Source organism: Candidatus Methanogranum gryphiswaldense (assembly GCA_019262145.1).
GTDB lineage: Archaea > Thermoplasmatota > Thermoplasmata > Methanomassiliicoccales > Methanomethylophilaceae > Methanogranum > Methanogranum gryphiswaldense.
This window is the reverse complement of record CP076745.1, coordinates 1,373,017-1,391,987: the sequence shown is the minus strand read 5'-3', so window position 1 is coordinate 1,391,987 and position 18,971 is coordinate 1,373,017. Positions and strand designations below refer to the sequence as shown.

The 18,971-nt window shown below is 43.6% G+C and carries 22 protein-coding genes, 1 tRNA gene and 1 pseudogene; 16 read left to right on the top strand and 8 right to left on the bottom strand.

The annotated features are described in order from the left end of the window. Positions 1 to 83 precede the first annotated feature (83 nt). From larA to folP, 3 genes and pseudogenes are all read left to right on the top strand, one after another. Positions 84 to 1,316 (top strand): annotated as a pseudogene (gene larA, locus KRP56_07230) (nickel-dependent lactate racemase). Between the two features lie 9 nt (positions 1,317 to 1,325). Continuing rightward, positions 1,326 to 2,420, top strand: a complete 1,095-nt coding sequence (locus KRP56_07225; protein ID UAL08505.1) for a (Fe-S)-binding protein — start codon at positions 1,326 to 1,328, stop codon at positions 2,418 to 2,420. Positions 2,421 to 2,424: 4 nt separating this feature from the next. Next, positions 2,425 to 3,222 carry a dihydropteroate synthase gene (folP, locus tag KRP56_07220; protein UAL07589.1) on the top strand — a complete coding sequence of 266 codons (798 nt, stop codon included), beginning with the start codon at positions 2,425 to 2,427 and terminating at the stop codon, positions 3,220 to 3,222. Here the strand turns inward: folP and KRP56_07215 are convergent. Then, positions 3,208 to 3,405, bottom strand: a complete 198-nt coding sequence (locus tag KRP56_07215) for a DUF2116 family Zn-ribbon domain-containing protein (GenBank protein ID UAL07588.1) — start codon at positions 3,403 to 3,405, stop codon at positions 3,208 to 3,210. The genes folP and KRP56_07215 overlap by 15 nt on opposite strands. A 59-nt stretch (positions 3,406 to 3,464) precedes the next feature. On the opposite strand from KRP56_07215, the gene KRP56_07210 reads away from it, so the two are divergent. Genes KRP56_07210 through KRP56_07195 form a run of 4 tightly spaced genes read left to right on the top strand, consistent with a single transcriptional unit; the run spans position 3,465 to position 5,460 of the window. Then, positions 3,465 to 4,235 carry a ThiF family adenylyltransferase gene (locus KRP56_07210; protein ID UAL07587.1) on the top strand — a complete coding sequence of 257 codons (771 nt, stop codon included), beginning with the start codon at positions 3,465 to 3,467 and terminating at the stop codon, positions 4,233 to 4,235. Next, positions 4,232 to 4,474: a hypothetical protein gene (locus KRP56_07205; protein ID UAL07586.1), complete on the top strand. Its 243-nt coding sequence runs from the start codon at positions 4,232 to 4,234 to the stop codon at positions 4,472 to 4,474. The genes KRP56_07210 and KRP56_07205 overlap by 4 nt, the downstream gene beginning before the upstream one ends. Before the next feature lies 1 nt (position 4,475). Then, a complete protein-coding gene (locus tag KRP56_07200; GenBank protein UAL07585.1) occupies positions 4,476 to 4,961 on the top strand; it encodes a ubiquitin-conjugating enzyme E2 in 486 nt (161 codons plus the stop codon). Further along, a complete protein-coding gene (locus KRP56_07195) occupies positions 4,954 to 5,460 on the top strand; it encodes a Mov34/MPN/PAD-1 family protein (GenBank protein UAL07584.1) in 507 nt (168 codons plus the stop codon). The genes KRP56_07200 and KRP56_07195 overlap by 8 nt, the downstream gene beginning before the upstream one ends. Here the strand turns inward: KRP56_07195 and KRP56_07190 are convergent, their stop codons facing one another. Further along, on the bottom strand, positions 5,461 to 5,946 hold the full coding sequence (locus KRP56_07190; GenBank protein UAL08504.1) for an SIS domain-containing protein: 486 nt from the start codon (positions 5,944 to 5,946) through the stop codon (positions 5,461 to 5,463). A 56-nt stretch (positions 5,947 to 6,002) separates the two neighbouring features. Continuing rightward, on the bottom strand, positions 6,003 to 7,049 hold the full coding sequence (locus tag KRP56_07185) for an endonuclease IV (protein UAL07583.1): 1,047 nt from the start codon (positions 7,047 to 7,049) through the stop codon (positions 6,003 to 6,005). A 312-nt stretch (positions 7,050 to 7,361) separates the two neighbouring features. On the opposite strand from KRP56_07185, the gene KRP56_07180 reads away from it, so the two are divergent. The 9 genes from KRP56_07180 to KRP56_07140 all read left to right on the top strand — a co-directional run bounded on the left by KRP56_07180 (position 7,362) and on the right by KRP56_07140 (position 13,669). Further along, positions 7,362 to 7,721 (top strand): 50S ribosomal protein L18e, encoded by a 360-nt coding sequence (locus KRP56_07180; GenBank protein UAL07582.1) that lies wholly within the window; start codon positions 7,362 to 7,364, stop codon positions 7,719 to 7,721. Positions 7,722 to 7,726: 5 nt separating this feature from the next. Further along, the gene (rplM, locus tag KRP56_07175; GenBank protein UAL07581.1) at positions 7,727 to 8,152 is read left to right on the top strand and encodes a 50S ribosomal protein L13; all 426 of its coding nucleotides are present in this window, start codon (positions 7,727 to 7,729) and stop codon (positions 8,150 to 8,152) included. A gap of 4 nt (positions 8,153 to 8,156) precedes the next feature. Continuing rightward, complete coding sequence (locus KRP56_07170) at positions 8,157 to 8,555, top strand: 30S ribosomal protein S9 (protein ID UAL07580.1); 399 nt, start codon at positions 8,157 to 8,159, stop codon at positions 8,553 to 8,555. 9 nt (positions 8,556 to 8,564) lie between these two features. After that, entirely contained in the window at positions 8,565 to 8,756 is a 192-nt protein-coding gene (locus KRP56_07165) for a DNA-directed RNA polymerase subunit N (protein UAL07579.1), read from the top strand. A 49-nt stretch (positions 8,757 to 8,805) separates the two neighbouring features. Then, positions 8,806 to 8,878: transfer RNA gene (locus tag KRP56_07160), tRNA-Pro, on the top strand. Between the two features lie 369 nt (positions 8,879 to 9,247). Beyond that, complete coding sequence (locus KRP56_07155; protein ID UAL07578.1) at positions 9,248 to 9,991, top strand: hypothetical protein; 744 nt, start codon at positions 9,248 to 9,250, stop codon at positions 9,989 to 9,991. 180 nt (positions 9,992 to 10,171) lie between these two features. Beyond that, positions 10,172 to 11,368, top strand: coding sequence for a sodium/glutamate symporter (gene gltS, locus KRP56_07150; protein UAL07577.1), 1,197 nt, complete (start codon positions 10,172 to 10,174; stop codon positions 11,366 to 11,368). A 276-nt stretch (positions 11,369 to 11,644) separates the two neighbouring features. Beyond that, positions 11,645 to 13,138 (top strand): DHA2 family efflux MFS transporter permease subunit, encoded by a 1,494-nt coding sequence (locus tag KRP56_07145; protein ID UAL08503.1) that lies wholly within the window; start codon positions 11,645 to 11,647, stop codon positions 13,136 to 13,138. 6 nt (positions 13,139 to 13,144) lie between these two features. Further along, entirely contained in the window at positions 13,145 to 13,669 is a 525-nt protein-coding gene (locus tag KRP56_07140) for a hypothetical protein (GenBank protein ID UAL07576.1), read from the top strand. Here the strand turns inward: KRP56_07140 and KRP56_07135 are convergent, their stop codons facing one another. From KRP56_07135 to KRP56_07115, 5 genes are read right to left on the bottom strand one after another with little or no spacing between them, the layout of a single operon-like run. Then, positions 13,670 to 14,662: an AbrB/MazE/SpoVT family DNA-binding domain-containing protein gene (locus tag KRP56_07135; GenBank protein UAL07575.1), complete on the bottom strand. Its 993-nt coding sequence runs from the start codon at positions 14,660 to 14,662 to the stop codon at positions 13,670 to 13,672. Between the two features lie 59 nt (positions 14,663 to 14,721). Beyond that, positions 14,722 to 15,372: a phosphate signaling complex protein PhoU gene (gene phoU, locus KRP56_07130; protein UAL07574.1), complete on the bottom strand. Its 651-nt coding sequence runs from the start codon at positions 15,370 to 15,372 to the stop codon at positions 14,722 to 14,724. 4 nt (positions 15,373 to 15,376) lie between these two features. After that, positions 15,377 to 16,135, bottom strand: a complete 759-nt coding sequence (gene pstB / locus KRP56_07125; protein ID UAL07573.1) for a phosphate ABC transporter ATP-binding protein PstB — start codon at positions 16,133 to 16,135, stop codon at positions 15,377 to 15,379. A 6-nt stretch (positions 16,136 to 16,141) separates the two neighbouring features. Next, positions 16,142 to 18,097, bottom strand: a complete 1,956-nt coding sequence (gene pstA / locus KRP56_07120) for a phosphate ABC transporter permease PstA (GenBank protein UAL07572.1) — start codon at positions 18,095 to 18,097, stop codon at positions 16,142 to 16,144. Positions 18,098 to 18,107: 10 nt separating this feature from the next. Further along, complete coding sequence (locus tag KRP56_07115) at positions 18,108 to 18,962, bottom strand: phosphate ABC transporter substrate-binding protein (protein ID UAL07571.1); 855 nt, start codon at positions 18,960 to 18,962, stop codon at positions 18,108 to 18,110. Positions 18,963 to 18,971 lie beyond the last annotated feature (9 nt).

Genomic DNA, 18,971 nt, shown 5'->3' with positions numbered 1-18,971 from the left:
GAATGTGATTGCTGTTCAAATACTATTTCCTATCACGCGCAAATATGCTTTAATACGGTCGCGTAATTCAGTGTTTGGTCTCAATGATTGTAGACGTGAAATACGGAAAGGATTGTGTTCAAAGGACAGAGATTCCCGATGAAGCCTATATCGGTACATTCTATCCCAAGGATGTCAAGTGCGGTAATGCTGATGATGTGATCAACAGATCTATCGATAGTCCTATTGGATACGATTCACTTACGAGTTTTCTCGAGGGCGGAAAGGATATTGTGTTCATCGTCAACGATGGGACCCGTCCTACGCCTACAGCAAAGGTGCTTCAGGCACTTTCCAAGAGGATGGACCTCAAAAAGGCCAGATATCTCGTGGCCACGGGAACTCACAGAGACATGACCGAAGAGGAGTACGACTTCGTTTTTGGGTCTTTGTATCCAGAGCTCAAGGACCGTATAATAGCGCATGACGCAAAGAAATCCGAGTGCATATATCTGGGGCAGTCAAAGAACGGCACTCCCATGAACGTCAATAAGATCGCGGTCGAGGCTGACCGTCTGGTCATAATAACCAGTGTTGAACCTCATTACTTCGCAGGATTCACCGGTGGAAGGAAATCTTTCCTTCCAGGAGTCGCTTCTTATGAGACCATCGAGGCGAATCATAAGCTTGCTATGAATAAGTCGGCACAATCATTGGTTCTTAAAGGCAATCCCGTTCACGAAGATATGATGGATGCACTCGAAGTGATCAAGGGGAAGGCAATATTCTCGATCCAGATGGTGTTGGATAGACATCAGCACATTTACAAGGTCGCATCCGGAGATTTAAACCCCGCATTCGATCAGGCCGTTGAGTGGGCCCAAGATGTGTTCTGCGTACCCATTCCAGAAAAGGCGGATGTTGTCATTTCGGTTGCACCATATCCAATGGATGTAGATCTTTACCAGTCACAAAAGGCATTGGATAATGGAAAATGGGCTCTCAAAGAGGGCGGCAAGATCATAATGGTGTCAAAGTGCAGGGAAGGTATAGGTCATTCTACATTCCTGAAGCAATTGTCCACATCGAAGGATCCGAAACATGTATTGAACAATCTTGATACAGAATACAAACTAGGATATCACAAAGCGGCAAAGATGGCGGAGATCGCTACATGGGCTGATATCTGGGCGGTCACCGACCTAGATCCAGAGATAATAAGATCGGCAAATATTACGCCTTTTTCATCTGTTGACGAAGCGGTAAAGGCCGCACTCAAATGGAAAAAGAATGCGACATTCATAATACTCATGGACGGAAGTGTTACAATACCCAAGGTAGAGCATATGAAGGATTTCAAAGCAGATAAGATCAAAGAGGTTTCCAACGCACTCAACACATGTACGATGTGTGGATTCTGCAAGAGCGTGTGCCCGTCATTCAAAGCGATCGGATGGGATTCAGCACTATCGAGAGGACGTATCGTGCTCACATATGGTCTTCTGCACGGAGACATACAAGCCGATGATTCCGTTGTTGAGAACATGTACACATGTACAACATGTGCGGATTGTGTCAGAAGATGTCCTTCCAAGGTAAACATCGTGGATATTATTGAGACATGCCGTGCAGACCTTGTCAAGAACGGCCACATGCTTCCGAAGCACAAGGCGATGGTGGACAGTATTCTTTCTAATGGTAACCCATTCAATGAGAAGAAATCCGTCGCAGAGACGCTGGGCCGCAAGCCACACAAAGCTAAGTATGCTTACTTTGCCGGGTGTACGGCCACATACAGATCGAAGAAGACATCGGCCGCATCCATTTCGATACTTGATAAGTTAGGAGTGGACTATACAACATTGGATGAGGTATGTTGCGGGTCTGTTCTTCAAAGGGTAGGTGTCGATCAGGCAGAGGTAACTAAACTCATGCAGAAGAACGTCGAGGCCATAAAGGCACAAGGCGTAGAGACACTGATACTGTCCTGTGCCGGGTGTTACAGGATGTTCAAGCATGAATATCCAAAATATGTTGATGTGCCGTTCGAGGTCCTTCACATGACCGAGTTCCTTGCCAAACAGGACCTGAAGTTAAAACCATTGAAGGGAAGGATAACATATCACGATCCGTGTCATCTCGGAAGGCATTGCGATGTCTACGACGCACCGAGAGAGGTAATAAAGAAATTCCCCGGGGTGGATTTCAAGGAGATGGCCTACAACCGTTCTACAAGTCACTGTTGCGGGGGAGGTGGCGGAGTAAGGGCCGCTTATCCAGAGACAGCGATGGCCATTGCAGGTTCTAGGCTCGATGAGGCATCCTTTGCGGATATCATCGTTACCACCTGTCCTTTCTGTGTGACGAACTTGGCATCTGCCAAAGGTGACAGGAAGGTAGAGGTTGTAGACCTTGTGGAATTGGTAGACAGCCACCTGTGATAAGATGACAGATTGGAAATCTTTGGCTCGTTCGAGGCACAGACCACTGATGATGGGAATAGTGAATATCACCCCCGACTCTTTTTCGGACGGGGGCAGATATTTGAATTCAGCTGATGCTTTGACGCATGCCCTGGAAATGATCGATCAAGGTGCCGATATAATTGACATCGGTGGAGAGTCGACACGTCCCGGTTCGTATCCAGTATGTGCGGATGAGGAATTGGATAGGATACTTCCAATGATCGGAGAACTTTCCGGGCTGACTGATGTCCCAATATCTGTAGATACCATGAAAGCAGAGGTGGCAGAGGCGTGTATCGATGCTGGTGCTTCCATGATAAATGATGTCTTTGGATTGAGGGGAGAGGGGATGTTGGAAGTTGCCGCATCTTCAGGGGTTCCAGTGGTCATAATGTACATGCACGGAAACCCAAAGACCCTGGCGGAAGATGTTTTCAAAGGGGACATAATATCGGAAGTTCAGCGTTTCCTCACATTCAGGATCGAAGCGGCTTTGGAGGCTGGTGTTCGTAAAGAGAACATAATCATAGATCCCGGCATAGGTTTTGGCGTTACACATGAACAAAGTCTACAACTGTTGCAGAATTGTTCCCATCTTGTGAGAGGATATCCTGTTCTTGTCGGAGCATCGAGAAAAAGATTCTTGGAAAAGGCATTCCCTGGAATCAGTCGTGATGATGCAAGTTTGGAAGCTGCCAAGCTGGCGGCCAAGGCAGGTGCCGATATAATACGTGTTCACGATGTCTCGTCAACACTGGACGCATTACTTCAACAGTAATGCTACAATGATTATCACCACTACACTGAGACAGGCTATGCCCCAGAACATCATTTCTTTCTTTTTTTCCTTTTTTTGTCTCTTCTGATATTCATTGTAGCATTCCATGCAGCAGTATTCCATGTCAAATGGTACAGGGTCGCCGCAATTCTTGCAGTGATCGTGTTCAGGAAGTGAGACCATGGCCACTTCATCGTCTTCACTGTATTAAAATTATTATTGCGGTATGACCATTGTCATGTATGAGGGTAAGGGAATATGACAGTGATCGTTATGATAGGATGAGACGTATAAGCTGGCTAGATGTGGATAGGTTGCATGATGCCAAATGTTTGGTCGTAGGAGCCGGGGCATTAGGCAATGAGGTAGTAAAATGCATGGCCTTGGCAGGATTTTGTAATATTACAGTTGTTGATATGGATCAGATCGTAGTTTCTAACTTGAGTCGTTGCCTATTTTTTAGAGACACCGATGATCAAGGCACCCTCAAATCCAACATTCTTGTAAAAAGAGCAGCCGAGTTAAATCCAGATGTAAATTTGACGTCAGTGGTATCCAAGGTCCAAGATCTTGAATCGTGGGATTATGATATAATCTTTGGATGTTTAGATAATATTTCTGCAAGGCTTCATGTAAATTCCCATGCAAAATATCACAAAGTGCCATATATAGACGGAGCGACGGATGGATTCAGGGGTAAGGTACAGGTGATACTATCAGATACCGCGTGCATGGAGTGTATGATGAACTGCAGCCATATGCAGATCTTGGATCAACGTTTCTCATGCACGGGGAATGGCATGTTATTCCAACCTAAAACAGCATCAGAGATAACGACCACATCGATAATTGCGGCTGCACAGGTGCGTGAAGCGATGAAGATATTATCTGGCAGAAAGGATATGTGCATCCATAACGTCATGTATTATAATGGAGAGACCGGGAGCATGGATACATATGAGTTATCTATCGATCCCTGTTGTCCAAATCATGATAATGGGGGATCTAAATGACAGTAAGGATAACTGTGGTTAACACGCTCAACAATTCTTCGATAAGGATGGAGTTGGAATCATACGAATCGGTTGAAGATATCATCGATACTGCAGCAGAATATTGGGGAAAGAATGCTGGAGCATATGTTCTAAGGAAAGGTTCCAAGCTACTCAACAAAAGTCAGACCGTCAATGAGATCAATATTTCCGAGGATGACGTGATCGAAATGATCCCGGATCCAGAAGGCGGAATGTGATATGGGGCTTGTAAGGCCGGTCCTAATAAGGAGGATAAACAACGAGATCAACGACCTCAATGATTATCTGAATCTGAGGATACCATTTGTTAAAGACGATGTTCAGTTTCCGATCGAGATACGTATCGGCCTGTCAAACATTTCTGTTAGGATATCAGAGGATGAGATGAGAAGCGATCATTCTTTCATGATGTCCATATCTCAGGAATATCCATATGAGCGGCCTAGAGCACGTTGGCTTACACCGATCTTCCATCCGAATATAATGATCCCGGAAGACGGAGGACACGTATGTGTCAAGACATTGGACAACTGGTCCTTCGGATCCACGCTTTTATCATTTGTGAAAGGGGTTGAACAGTTACTTTCGGACCCTAATCCAATGAACCCATATGGAACAGAGTCATGTATTCTTGCAGCGAAATGGTATCAAACGAATCGTCCTAAATTCAATGCAAGTGTTAATTTTGGTGATAATGATGCCTAAGATATTGTCCTCAGAAGAAAATGTACTGGAATTTCGTCCTCGTAAGGTCAAAGGTGCAACCCTTTTCATGCCAGAGGCTATCCTGGAAATGATGGCAGATCATGCCGATACAGGTTATCTTGATGATAAAGAGGTAATGGGCCTGATGATGGGTACTGTATATCGTGATGATCTGGGAGAATATGCGGTCGTTGCGGATATAATCACTACAATTCTGGATTCCAATGAGGTCGGAGTAAGGTTCAACAGGGATTCTTTCGAAGGCCTGTTTGATGGAATGGACCGTTCTCAAGGTAGGATGGTTGTTGGATGGTATCATTCTCATCCAGGATTTGGATGTTATCTGTCAGAGACGGATATCAATACGCATATGGGTGTATTCGGAAAGGATACGGGGTTTGCAATAGTTATAGATCCCTCGGATGGGACCATAAAGGCATTCATATGTAAAGACGGTCAGCAAAATGATGCACAGATGGTGCTCATGGAATCCATATGATCATACCCAGATCGCATGTCTCTTGCGCATTTCATCTTCTGATACATTCATTTTTTTCATTAGTTCAGGTACAAGTGAATCGAAAAATAGAAGTACGCTGTCCTCAAATATTGTTCCCAACGGGGCCAGTTCTGGGGATTTAGAATCTTTTGGCACGTTTATGATTATCTTTGAATTAGAAATATGAGCCAGTTTGCTGGAAGGGGAAGATGTTACAGATACAACATGAGATCCGATACGACGAGCGATATCTGCTGTCTGTACGACCGATACTGTATGTCCAGTGTTGGATATGAGAATAGTAAGATCATTTTTTCCTATTATGGGCGTCGTCATGTCTCCTACGAAATAGACATTGAATCCTAATTGCACAAGACGAACGGCAAAAAGCTGCCCGATCAAACCAGATCTTCCGGACCCGTAAATGAAAATCTTTTCTTTTTTGGTTATAAGATCTATCAATTCCTGGATGCTGTCACTAGATATGGAATTGACTGCTGTTTTACAACAGTCGTTGATATATCTTATGTTTTCTTCCAAGATCACGCCTCTGGAGATGCGGTAGCAGCCGCCTCCGCCTTTTTCCTCTCTTTGATCTGTTTTGCAACTCTCTTGCTGAGGACCCTCTCATTTATGATCCTCATGTACATGGCATCATGTTCCAGTAGAGGAGAGCTTGAGATAATGGTCGCACTCGGTTGTACTTCACAGAGTGCTTCAGCGAGAGGCTCGAATTTGAGGTCTCCCTTTTTGATAGGGGTGAGTCTTTTTTCGTAGCCACCTTCGTGTTCTACACCAGCGAATGCTGTATGAATGTTGTCTTTACCATAGTAAGGTTCAACTTGTTTGATAATATCTGCAAAATCATCCACTTCCAGAAGTGACCCTTCTGTGCGTGAATGGTAGTGAGGGAAATTGATAACAGGAACGACCCCATCTATTTCCGAACATAGGTCCAGAACCTGATCAAGAGATCCAAATACAGATCTTTGTCCGGTTATTTCCACACCGAGCTTTGGTTTGAGGTTCATGCCTTGCCACCATTCCATAAGATCTGCAACATTACTGTATATGTTGGCATCTATCTCTTCATCAGGTATCTTTCCAGTATATAGTCCCAGATTGGTAACAACGACCTCTCCGTCAAGAGCGTCAACGATAAGTCCTGCATGTCTTATGGAATCCATGCATACGTTTGTTAATTCTGAATTCGAACCGAGGTCCATGTAATAAGGAGTATGTAGGGACAGGCCAACATCCAATCTTTTGGCCATATGGCCAACTTCGTAAAGCTCTCCAAAGAAATCTGTGATTCCAGACGGCATGAAGACGAGTTCATCCTCGTCTGCAATTTCTTCATCTGGCATTAAGGCTTCTCCATCTCTATAGACTTCCACGACAAAGCCTTCCGTAATATCCTTCATCGTGAGGCCCACTTCTTCTTCTTCAGGATACCTCTTGTAGGCGTTCGCCCTTACCATCTGTATCTCTAGTGCAGTTAGGCTGAGGTTATGGACGTCCTCTACACCGTCTTTAAGTGTGCGTCCTTTACAGGACAGCGGTATTCCGGCGGGTCCGAATCTTATCATGATATCACGGTAAGGTCACTGTAAGCAGGGGTTGGTATTAAATTTATCTTAACATAAGGCGCTACATGTAAGTGGTAAAATAACACTGCACATGGTCTCTGAATTTCGCCAATATTATATCTGTGACGTGTGTATCCGGTTCAAGGAAGGCTATCGAGATATCCTGATGTGTGGTCGCAATTGGTTTCGTGCACAGGGTTACGGTCCAATACTGTTGATCATAGATCCTTCTATTATTGAGAATCAGTGCGGGATAGTTTTATAAACAACCTACACTTACGACGGTTACCCAATGTCGGGAGAGTCAGTAAAATGAGCACAACAAAGACAAATCCCCACCTCATTGCCTTGATCTTCGATCTTAAGGCAAAGACCAGGGAGACAGAAGCTCCAATCTGGCGAGACATCGCGCTTAGGCTCGAAAAACCAAAGAGTAACTGGGCCGAGGCGAATCTTAGCAGATTAGAGATGTATGCAAAGGACGGAGAGATGGTAATCGTCCCCGGAAAAGTTCTTGCAGCAGGAAGCATTACAAAAAAATTGACCGTCGCAGCGTACGACTTTTCGGATGCAGCAAAGGCAGGCATCCAAGCCGCTGGCGGTAAGACTATGACCCTCAGAGAGATCATGGAGGCCAATCCCCATGGTACTAAGGTCAGGATCATGAGGTGATTCGGATGGTTACAGTTATCGACGGAAAGAACCTCATCTACGGCAGACTTTCGAGTAATGTCGCTGAGATGATAATGAGCGGCGAAGAGGTCGTCGTTCTCAACGCAGAATATCTAGTGATCACCGGAGAGAAGGAAGTCACATTCGCAAGCTTCAAAATGAAGGTTGATTGCGGAGATACAACAAAAAGGAAAGGACCTTTCTACCCCCGCAGGGCAGACCTTCTTTTCAAGAGATGTGTCAGAGGAATGATCCCCTGGACAACATCTACTGGAAGGGATGCCTACAGGAGACTTCACGTCTTCGTTGGGGTTCCTAAGCAGTTCGTAGATTGCGAGATGGTTAGGCCTCAGGAGGCAGTAAGGGAAATCACCGGTAAATACACAACCCTAGGAGCCGTTTCAAAATTCCTGGGATCCAATGTGAGATGATCTTATGGATTGCGTAAACACAAGCGGAAAGAGGAAGACGGCCGTTGCAAGGGCCTCTGTAAAAGAGGGAACTGGTAAGGTAACAATCAACAAGATTCCTTTAGAGATTTTCACACCCGAACTCGCAAAGCTCAAGATCAAAGAGCCTTTGGAACTCGTTCCAGACAAAGTGGCCAAGGTCGATATCGCCATCATAATAAACGGTGGCGGAGTCATGGGACAGGCTGCAGCTGCGAGGACAGCAGTCGCAAAGGGGCTCGTAGCATTCTACAAGGATGAGGAGCTTGAAGCGGTCTTCAGGGCGTATGACAGAACACTCATTGTCAACGATGACAGAAGGAAACTGCCGAAGAACCCACTCGGTCACGGTGCACGTGCCAAGAAGCAGAAGTCATACCGTTAAGGCGATATCATGATAATACCGGTGAGATGTTTCACATGCGGAAAGGTCGTAGGCTCTGCCTACCCCGAGTACGTTAAGCGCGTCGGAATGGGTGAGGATCCCTCAAAGGTCCTCGACGACATGGGATTCGACAGATACTGCTGTCGCAGGATGATCGTATCTCATGCTGATCTCATCGGCGAGATCGCGCCCCTCGGATAAACTTCCTGGGTAAACCTTTTAACCCAAAACTTATTATCCCCGAAATACAGGGCCCGTGGGGTAGCTTGGTATCCTTCTTGCTTGGGGTGCAAGTAACTCCAGTTCAAATCTGGACGGGCCCACTTATTCCTTTTTCAGTATTTGATTTTTGAATTAATGATCGATTTTATTAGATCGCTATTTCAGATTCCAATTTTGTATCATTGTTATCTATGCTTTTTCAATTTTTATTATTGATTGTATATCATCAACAAATGGAGCTTCAATACAGATATTTCCATAGTGCTGTGGCACTAACACACAAGGAAAACAGAATATCATGTTGATACAAACAAAGATAATTCTTTGAAAGGCGAGATTATATGTTTAAGGTTGTCACATTTTAGCAATTAATTTTTTTATACAAATAATTATTATATTGAATGTATATATTTATTAAAATGAAGTAATAATACATAAGTATATAAATCAAATAAGTATTACATCAAATATTGGACGATATACCAGTTAAATATTGGACATGGACTGCAAAGGTCTGTGTGATTGGATCTAAAAAAGCATTATTCTTGCCATCAGAGGCAGTGAGAAATATGAAGATCACTCCGATGGATGGTATGTATGTTGAAATTCAAACGGAAAAAATCTTTGATGAGGAAATTTCTCGCTCGTGGACTTCTAAACCAATAGTCCGGGGAAAACAAATGATTGTAGAAATTCCGATAGATGCAGTAAATATGTTGAATATTTCTTATAAGGACATCCTTCATATAAGAATAGAAATTGATGACTCGACTAGATTTTGGACTTCAATAAAAAAGATCAGATTATATGGGGATTCAGACCCAGGATTCGATAGGGAATTGCTAGGTAAATTCATTGAGGATAATGATATCGTTTATTTTTCGAGAGGCTTAGCCTATACTGGAATAAAAGGGTATAAAAAAAATAGCAACGGCGAAAATATACCTCCAAATATAGATCATAAATCTTCATTTATGAATATAAATGGAGATATCATCGTTGTGTATCATCCGTATCACCCTCTTGACATAAAGAGGGAAGAAGCCTGGGGTAAGGAAAACGGTTTGAAGGTCAAAGTGTACGGTAAGGAGTATAGTTGGTATTTTTCTTACCATACATACTGCGTAGTTATAACTGCGGAAGATTTCGATGTTAAAATGAGTAAAACCGAGAGAACAGAAGAAGAGGTCAAAAGCGCAGTAATGCTTCGTTAATTCTTATAACGAAAAGATGTTGATCTTCTATGACCCAGTAAGTTATTTTATTGATATTTTTAATTTTTACTGTTGGATCATATTTTATGCAGATATGTACGGCCACTCATATTTTCCTTATTTGATCGAATTAAAATTTGTTGCAGTCTTTTTATTTATTGGTAAGACCTAGTCTAATTCGTGTTCACACTTCAGCTAGACATGTATCAAACGGCAGCAGTAGCTGCTTTGGTCTTAGCTTTAGGTATTTTATTGGTCAAGAGATCTGGCACATTACGTAAATATTGTATACCTGCTGCGGTTGTGGGCGGTTTGATCTTTGCTTTTTTACATCTTGTCCTATATTCTGCAGGCGTATTGGAATTCGTTTTTGATACAACATTACAGACACTTTTCATGATCACATTTTTTTGTTCTATAGGGTTCATGGCGTCATTTCGTATGCTTAAAAGCGGAGGTAAGTTAGTACTGATCCTTCTCGCTGCAGCTGCATTATTGGCATTGTCCCAGGACATCATCGGTGTGTTACTGTCCTCTGTACTTGGTTTGGACGACAGACTCGGTCTTGCCATGGGTTCGATAAGTTTGATAGGTGGGCACGGTACTGCAGCTGCATTTGGGCCACTTTTAGAAGATACATATGGTGTGCAAGGGGCAACTGTTGTTGCGATAGCCGCCGCAACATTCGGATTGATGGTCAGTGGTTTTGTTGGCGGACCTTTAGCAAGAAGGCTCGTAGAAAAAAATGATCTAAAGCCTTCTGAAGAGGACATAAAGGAAGTTCAGGGGTTCGGTCATCATGATGCATGCGGGCCGCAGATAGATCAGAACAGATTTCTCATAGCTTTGATACTGATTGCGATTACAATAGGCGTCGGAACAGTGATCTATGATGGTCTGGATGATCTTGGCGTTACACTTCCGATATACATTGGTGCGATGTTAATCGCCGTTTTGGTCCGTAATGGTGCTGATGCGTTGAAAAAAGAAGTCCCGTCCAAAGAGATCGAAACATTGGGATGGATATCACTGTCGATGTTCCTTGCCATGGCGTTAACAAATCTTAAGCTCTGGCAAATATCTGATTTAGCGGCACCGATGTTCTTGATATTAGCTGTACAAGTTGCATTCGTTGCAATATTCGCTTATTATTTCATATTTAGAGTAACAGGTAAAAATTATGAATCGGCGGCAATGGTCACAGCGACATCAGGATTCGGCCTCGGTACAACATCAAATGCCATGGTAAATATGGATGCGCTTTTTGAAAGATACGGCATAGCGCCCAAGGCATATTTTGTTGTACCACTTGTTGGCAGTGTGTTTATAGACCTCATAAATATTGTTATAATAACTGGATTCTTATATGTATTATAAAAATGTAGATCATTATTCAGTTGTCAGGTTATTTTTGTAAATATTGTTACGTACACAGTGAAAGTTTTATACGTCTTATGTCTACGATGAATTGTATTTTTGTATAGTAGTAATTTAAGTTGAGGAATCAACATATTTTTATACTCTATTGTGATGGACGCCATTATCGATACCTGATCAGGGACAACGTTCTCGAGATATTTCGGGTAATGGGGGAAATATATGCAAACAAATGTGACCTGGGCCAATATAGACCCAAAGGTACGTAAAATTACAATGATTGGGTTATCGCTTGGGATGCTGATCGCCTGTCTGGATGGGACCATTGTCGGGACCTGCGCCCCAGTCATTGCCGCAGATCTTGACGGTATGGAACTTTATGCATGGATGATCACAGCGTACATGCTATGCGAGACCATAATGATTCCAATCAGTGGAAAGATGTCTGACCATTATGGAAGAAAACCGTTGTTCTTCCTCGGACTTGGATTGTTCATTGGAGGGTCGGTTCTTGCAGGAATGTCCACTTCAATGGACCAACTGATCATATTCCGCGCTATACAGGGACTCGGAGGAGGTACTTTGATCCCAGTTGCAATGGCAGCTGTCGGTGACTTTTACTCTCCGGAGCAAAGAGGTAAGATACAGGGTTCGTTGGGTGCGATATTCGGTATCGGAAGTGCCATAGGACCCCTTCTAGGTGGTTACATCGCAGAATATATGGACTGGCGTTGGGTATTCTATGTGAATGTTCCACTAGCCATTATCGTTCTGGCTTTGACATTAAAGAAATTCCCCAGTGCGAATGTTGATGCCCTTCATAAGGTAGACTATATCGGGATGGCAATCCTTTCAGCTTTCTTGATCGTTCTGTTGCTATTCTTGGAATGGGGAGGAGATGAGGTACAGTGGGTCAGTATCGAAGCATTTGCAATGATTGCAGCTGCGATACTACTCTTAGTTGCGTTTGTAATCGTTGAAAGAAAAGCTGATGACCCAGTTCTCGCTCCACACATATTCAAGGACCGTACTCTGGTGGCATGCGCGATATTCATGATGATATTCGGTATCGGCATGATGGGGGCAATGACGTACGCATCGATGTTCATGATCTATGTTTACGGACTAACTACACTGGAAGCCGGAGAAGTGATTGTGGCACTTGTTATAGGTATGATGATAACATCTCTTGCGAGTGGAGGCTTGTTGAATCGTACGGGTTATAGACCATGGCTTATTGCAGGTCCAATAATCACCTTTGCATCTTTGTGGATGATGTCGGGACTCAAATATGGAGGAGATGTAATGGGCATGGTCTGGTGTCTCTTCTTCCTTGGATTGGGACTTGGATGCATGATGTCTGTTGTAATGGTGGTGACTCAGAACAGTGCCAGACCTGATGAGATGGGAATGACTACATCTTCTGTGAACCTTATGCGTTCCATAGGTGCCACATCTGGAACAGCGATATTCTCCATGCTTATCGCGCAGAGGATATCTTCAGAATTGGCAGTAAATGTTTCTCCGGAGATCTACAATAATTATCCTCACGATATTGGGATATTGAACTATCTTCCACAGATATTCGTTAAATATGGTCAAGCTGCATACGATGGTGTTCTAACATCATTTGCCAATAGTGTCGATTTTGCCTTCTTTGTAGGTGGAATAATAATGATAATTCTTCTATTCGTGGGATTCTTCATCAAAGCAAAAAATAAGGAAGAGATTGAAGAAGTAGTATCGGATGAAACAACAAGCGAGGAGTGATCATAAATGGACAAGGATCTCAAGGAGTACTGGAAGCTTTTCATGCCGGTTGCAATGAGAATATTCGAAAGGGAATCTCAAATAAGGCATGCAAAGACGAAGGAACTTTACGGGATCTCAATGATTCATTTCAAATATCTTTTTGCTTTGGACGCCGGAGAGCACACATTAGGTGGTCTCTCCGACTGTCTTTTTTTTGATAAAGCCAACACAACACGTGCAATAAGATATCTCAAAGATAGAGGATATGTATACGATGATCGTCCTTGTGAGGACTCAAGAAAATATAACATATTCTTAACAGATAAAGGCAAGGAGATTGTTAATGATCTAAAGAAAGATCTGGACCAGACATTGGATATGTTATTAGAGGGCGTTTCCAATGAAGAGATGAACATCTACATTCAAGTTGTCAATAAAATGTGCCAGAATGTAGATAATGATGGTAAATACACCCAGACAATGGAATATCTGAGAAAAACCGTGGATAATCACGGTTCTTCGGAACAGATATCGGATCATAGTTCTTGATCATTCCATTGCGGCGTTTATGGTTTGTTCTGCAATATCGGCGCAGTATTCGGCGATTCTCCTGGTACTTGCGGCGATGGTGTTTGTTGGGGACGCGGTATCAGTATCTATCTCTATTTTTTTGAATGTCTTTTTGATCTTGTCGACGGTCTTGTTGGAGACTTCGATGCAATTTTCCGCAAGCATCATGTCTTTTTTTAGCCAGCTGTTCATAGAAGCAGTGAATAATTTTGTCATGTCGGTTCCGATCTCTTTGATGCCTTTGTCGACATCTGTACCTTTTCCATCGCTTTCTAGCCTTATGAGGTTCTTGGAGATTATCACGATGTGGTCCCCTATCCTTTCCATCATCCTGCTGGCAGTAAGACATCTGGATACATCATATGGGCGGACATCCATCTTTTTACAAAGCCATGGATCCTTAAGATAGATACTTACTTGTCTGGATATCAACCAGTGGATCCTATCTACCTCTGTGTCTCTCTGATCCATGTTCATTAGGACAGAAGCGTTTCCAGCGGATGAATACACATCGTTGAGCATATTGTTCACGAGAACTCTCATCCTCTCTATGCTTTTTTGAGGTCTCATTTCGCTGTGGTTCATTAGGTCCCGCATCAATATGTGGTCATCGTCTTCTTCGACAATTTCCAATCCAATGGATGTCTGTGTGAATCTCGAGACTGTTTCTGTCACTGCGCCAGATAATCTGGATTCTGAATAGACTCTGATCTCTTTGTGTCCCGAGATATATGCTCCAATCAATTGTCTGTAAAGTAATATCGAGTCTTCATGTGCCAAGATATTTTTGATACTGCTAGCTTTTTCCGTCGGTTCCTTTGTACTTATTAGAAGACTTCCATCGGGTTGAACCTCTAATCTTACAGGATCATTCTTTTTGAGGTTGACCGATTCCGCCCACTCCTTAGGGAGAGTGACCATGTATGAGGAGCCACCAGTGATCTGTATTTTTCTTATTTCCACGCCTAACATATCACATTCTCCTCTTTAATAATATATTGTTAAAATTAAAAATATATAGTAAATAGTTTTTACGAGTCTATCTCCACATGTTTTCCGGTGACCATATAGGTTACTTTCTCTGCTATCTTGCAGGTGTGGTCTCCGATTCTCTCTAGATATCTGGACATGGACATGTAATACATGCACACATCGATCTTATCTGGACATTGGTGAATTTTGGATAGGCTATTCATGAGTGCTGAGTCTCTCAGATTATCCATCTTGTCATCTAGACATCTAAGTTTTTCAAAATTTTCAGTTGAATCTTTTTTAAGACCCGCTATAGCGATATTCGTCATTTCGAGAGCAATGTCACTCATTTCTTCTATCTCAGGTACAATATCTGTGTCTTCCAGATTTTTAAGCGATTTTACTACTTTTGCTATGTTCTTGCCGTTCTTGCCTATCCTCTCCAGGTAGGTTATGGATTTCATGATCGTCGATACGGTCCTTATGTCAATCGCTGTCGGTTGATAGAGTGTGAGGATCCTTATTGAATCCTCTTCAATGATCTCGTTCAAGAAGGTTTCGCGTTCGAAATCTTTGATGACATTATCCGCTAATTCCGTATCCTTGTTCCTGAATGAGGTTATGGCCCTTTCCAATAATGACAATGAAAGGTCACCCATCTCATTTGTGGTTTCTATAAGCTTATTAAGATCGTCTTCGAATTTCTTCATTTTCTCACCCAAATCTTCCTGTGATGTATCTCTCAGTGGTCTCTTCCTTAGGTTTGTTGAATATCCCCTCGGTATCTCCGAATTCGATCATTTTTCCCATGAACATGAAGCCTGTTTTGTCGCTTATACGCGAAGCCTGTTGCATGTTATGGGTGACGATGACCACCGTGTATTCCTTTTGGAGTTCGCATGCAAGGTCCTCTATCTTGGATGTCGCTATCGGATCAAGTGCAGATGTTGGTTCATCCATGAGGAGAACATCTGGATTTATGGAAAGAGCTCTTGCGATGCATAATCTCTGCTGTTGTCCTCCGGATAAGGATAGTGCAGGCTTGTCCAGTCTGTCCCCTACTTCATCCCAGAGTGCTGCATGGTGGAGTGTTTTCTCCACTATCTCGTTCAATTCTTTCTTGTCTTCTATGCCGTGGATCTTCGGTCCGTAGGTTATGTTATCTCTTATGGACATTGGGAAGGGATTCGGTCTCTGGAAGATCATACCTATCTTCTTTCTTACTGAATTCACATCGTTGGAAGGATCATATATGTCCTCCCCACGGAAGTCCATTTTCCCTTCTAACCTGCAGCCTGTTATCAGGTCGTTCATCCTATTGATGCTCCTGAGGAGCGTCGATTTTCCACATCCAGAAGGACCTATGAGAGCGGTGATCTTGTTCTTCTCAACAGGCATGCTCACATCGAAGAGTGCCTGTTTATCACCGTACCAAAGGTTGACATTCTGGATGTCTAGTATTATTTCACTCATTTGATCTCACCATTTGTTTTTCTTTGCGCTGCGTTCTCTTATTATCGAAGCTATCACGAACATGGATAGCACCATTACCAGCAGTACGAAGGCTGCAGCGTATTGTACGGACGAGTCAGCAGTACCTTCTGTGGCCAGATAGTATAGGTAATACGGTAAGGCCATCACAGGGTCGAATATCGATGTCGATAATTGGGACTGCATAAGTACCACTGCTGTGAACATGATAGGCGCGGTCTCTCCCGCCGCACGTCCAAGTCCCAATATGGAACCGGTTATAACGCCGCCCAATGCTGCCGGCAATACGATCTTGGTCGTTGTCTGCCATTTGGTGGCCCCCATGGCGAAGGAGGCCTCTCTCAATTCACCAGGTACGCTCTTGATCGCTTCTTCGGTGGTCCTTATTATCACAGGTAATATCATGAGAGATAATGTAATACACCCAGCGATCAACGAATAGCCCCAACCGGTGTATATCACCAGGGCTGCCATTCCAAATAGTCCGAAGACGATCGAGGGCGTTCCGTTAAGCACGTCTATGGCATGTCTGATCATATTCGTGGTCTTGCTGTCCTTTGCATATTCTGCAAGGTATGTTCCTGAGAATATTCCTATAGGCAATGCTATTATGGCAGTCCCTGCGACCAACTCCAATGTTCCAACTATTGCAGGGAAGATACCGCCTGATCTACCAGAATCCTTGGGGTATTGGGTTATGAAATCCCAGGATAGGGCGGGCAGTGCGTTAATCGTGATATCGCCGACTATCACGATCAGCATCGCTACCACAAATAGGACAATGCAGAGAAGTCCTGTGTGAGCGACCCTCTGCTTTGTTTTTCTGGATACTTTACTGTAGAACCGCGTGAACACTTTGGATCCGATGGTGATCGCCAAAGCGATGACAGCTGAAATCGTAATGTTCACGAACAATGATGCTGCCATTAGGATTATTAGGAAGATCAATCCTAGTTTCATGGAATCTATCAGTGTTTTTATATTGTCCTTCTTGAGGAAGTCAGATATGCGGGTTTCCTTCACATCTCCTTCAAACTTTTTCTTGACCTTCTTTACTATGTATTTTGCTGTGAAGTTCACAATCAATATTATTATCATCAGTATCAGGGCAAGCAAGAATAATGCCGAATAGTGAGTGCTTCCGACCACAACTTCTGGCATTTCCAAGGCTAATGTTGCTGTTATCGTTCTCACGAACGAGAATATATTGTAGAGCGGTTCTGGAAATATGGCTGCATTTCCTGTGACCATCATGACGGCCATTGTCTCACCAATGGCTCTTCCTATCCCAAGGATCACAGCTGCAGATATACCAGATATGGCCGCTGGTACCACTATCCTTCTGGTGGTCTCCCATCTTGTGGCACCCATGGCCAATGAGGCTTCTCTATAAGAGCGAGGTACTGCTTTCAATGCATCCTCTGAAACAGAGATTATCGTGGGCAATGCCATGATCCCTAGCAAGAGGGAACCTGTAAGCCAGGAGAATCCTGTCGGCATTTCGCCATGGAACAGTTCAGACATGAACGGGACCAGGACAAGTAATCCAAAGAAACCGTAGACGACGGAGGGTATCCCTGCGAACAGTTCTACGGTGGGTTTTAAGAATCTTCTGTGACGTTCAGGCGAAACTTCTGATAGATATATCGCGGCGCCCAATCCCACAGGTACTGCAAATGCGATGGCACCCGCGGTGACCAACAGAGTACCTACGATTATAGTCGCGGCACCGTATTGTCCAGATGAGGGTTTCCATTTCGTTCCAGTTATGAAATCCCAGAACCCTATGTCAGATATCGCAGTTGTTGAATTGTATACAATGAATAATATAATGAAGAAAAGGATCAGGACGGTCAGAGAGGCGACCGCCATGAGGACATATTTGGATATTCCATCCGTGTCGATCTTCTTCTTTTTTGCGAATCCGTCCTGAGTGTTTGTCATTTGGTCAACCTCACGTCGATATGATCGGAATGAATCCTTCACTTGCAACGTATGCTTGACCCTCGTCGCTGAGGAGCCAATCGATGAGGTCAGCTACTGCTCCCTCAGGTTCTCCCATTGTTGCGACTACAAGGTTTCTCTGTATTCCGTAGGTACCATTGAGAACATTATCTTCAGTGGCTTCTACGCCGTCCAAGTCAGACACGATGATGTCTGTGTTTGTGGTGTCTATGTATCCGATACTGATGTATCCGATCGCGCCACCGGTGTTCTCAACCACATTCATCATGGCGTTTGTGCTGGAACAGATGATGGCGTCATCAACCAATTCATAGGAGGAGTCGGCAGCAAGTAATGCAGCTTCGAATCCGTCACGGGTTCCAGATCCCTCTTCTCTTGATATGACGTTGATGTCAAGGTTGTTTCCTCCGACCTGGTTCCAGTTGGTGATCTCTCCGCTGAATATCTGAGCGGCCTGTTCAACTGTTAGGTTGGTAACACCTGTAACTGAGCTATTGAAAATTATTGCTATACCATCCATTCCAATGATGGTTTGTTCAAGACCTGCAGATGTCTCGGAATCTTTTAGGTTACGGGAGAGCATGGCAAGGTCTGCTGTTCCATTTATGGCAGCGGCTGCTCCTGCACCAGATCCATTTGCGGTGATCTGAAGGTCTACGTTGTTATCTTCTTCGTAAATGCTTTCGATCGCGAGCATTATAGGGGCAACCGTTGTGGATCCCTGAATAACGATCGTGGTCTTCTCGCTGTTGCCACCGTTGTTTTTGCTGAGGACTAAAGCGACCCCTGCAATCACGACGACAGCAACAATGAGGACTGTCAGTAATTTCATGTTCTTGTTCAAGGTCTTACA

Bases quoted from the DNA above. Each gene is read 5' to 3' on its own strand.
- pstB (UAL07573.1), bottom strand. From the start codon at position 16,135: ATGAGTGAAATAATACTAGACATCCAGAATGTCAACCTTTGGTACGGT.
- KRP56_07165 (UAL07579.1), top strand. From the start codon at position 8,565: ATGATAATACCGGTGAGATGTTTCACATGCGGAAAGGTCGTAGGCTCT.
- KRP56_07195 (UAL07584.1), top strand. From the start codon at position 4,954: ATGCCTAAGATATTGTCCTCAGAAGAAAATGTACTGGAATTTCGTCCT.
- KRP56_07225 (UAL08505.1), top strand. From the start codon at position 1,326: ATGAAGGATTTCAAAGCAGATAAGATCAAAGAGGTTTCCAACGCACTC.
- folP (UAL07589.1), top strand. From the start codon at position 2,425: ATGACAGATTGGAAATCTTTGGCTCGTTCGAGGCACAGACCACTGATG.
- KRP56_07170 (UAL07580.1), top strand. From the start codon at position 8,157: ATGGATTGCGTAAACACAAGCGGAAAGAGGAAGACGGCCGTTGCAAGG.
- pstA (UAL07572.1), bottom strand. From the start codon at position 18,097: ATGACAAACACTCAGGACGGATTCGCAAAAAAGAAGAAGATCGACACG.
- KRP56_07185 (UAL07583.1), bottom strand. From the start codon at position 7,049: ATGATAAGATTCGGACCCGCCGGAATACCGCTGTCCTGTAAAGGACGC.
- phoU (UAL07574.1), bottom strand. From the start codon at position 15,372: ATGAAGAAATTCGAAGACGATCTTAATAAGCTTATAGAAACCACAAAT.
- KRP56_07180 (UAL07582.1), top strand. From the start codon at position 7,362: ATGAGCACAACAAAGACAAATCCCCACCTCATTGCCTTGATCTTCGAT.
- KRP56_07215 (UAL07588.1), bottom strand. From the start codon at position 3,405: ATGGTCTCACTTCCTGAACACGATCACTGCAAGAATTGCGGCGACCCT.
- KRP56_07140 (UAL07576.1), top strand. From the start codon at position 13,145: ATGGACAAGGATCTCAAGGAGTACTGGAAGCTTTTCATGCCGGTTGCA.
- KRP56_07210 (UAL07587.1), top strand. From the start codon at position 3,465: ATGAGGGTAAGGGAATATGACAGTGATCGTTATGATAGGATGAGACGT.
- KRP56_07205 (UAL07586.1), top strand. From the start codon at position 4,232: ATGACAGTAAGGATAACTGTGGTTAACACGCTCAACAATTCTTCGATA.
- rplM (UAL07581.1), top strand. From the start codon at position 7,727: ATGGTTACAGTTATCGACGGAAAGAACCTCATCTACGGCAGACTTTCG.
- KRP56_07135 (UAL07575.1), bottom strand. From the start codon at position 14,662: ATGTTAGGCGTGGAAATAAGAAAAATACAGATCACTGGTGGCTCCTCA.
- KRP56_07200 (UAL07585.1), top strand. From the start codon at position 4,476: ATGGGGCTTGTAAGGCCGGTCCTAATAAGGAGGATAAACAACGAGATC.
- KRP56_07145 (UAL08503.1), top strand. From the start codon at position 11,645: ATGATTGGGTTATCGCTTGGGATGCTGATCGCCTGTCTGGATGGGACC.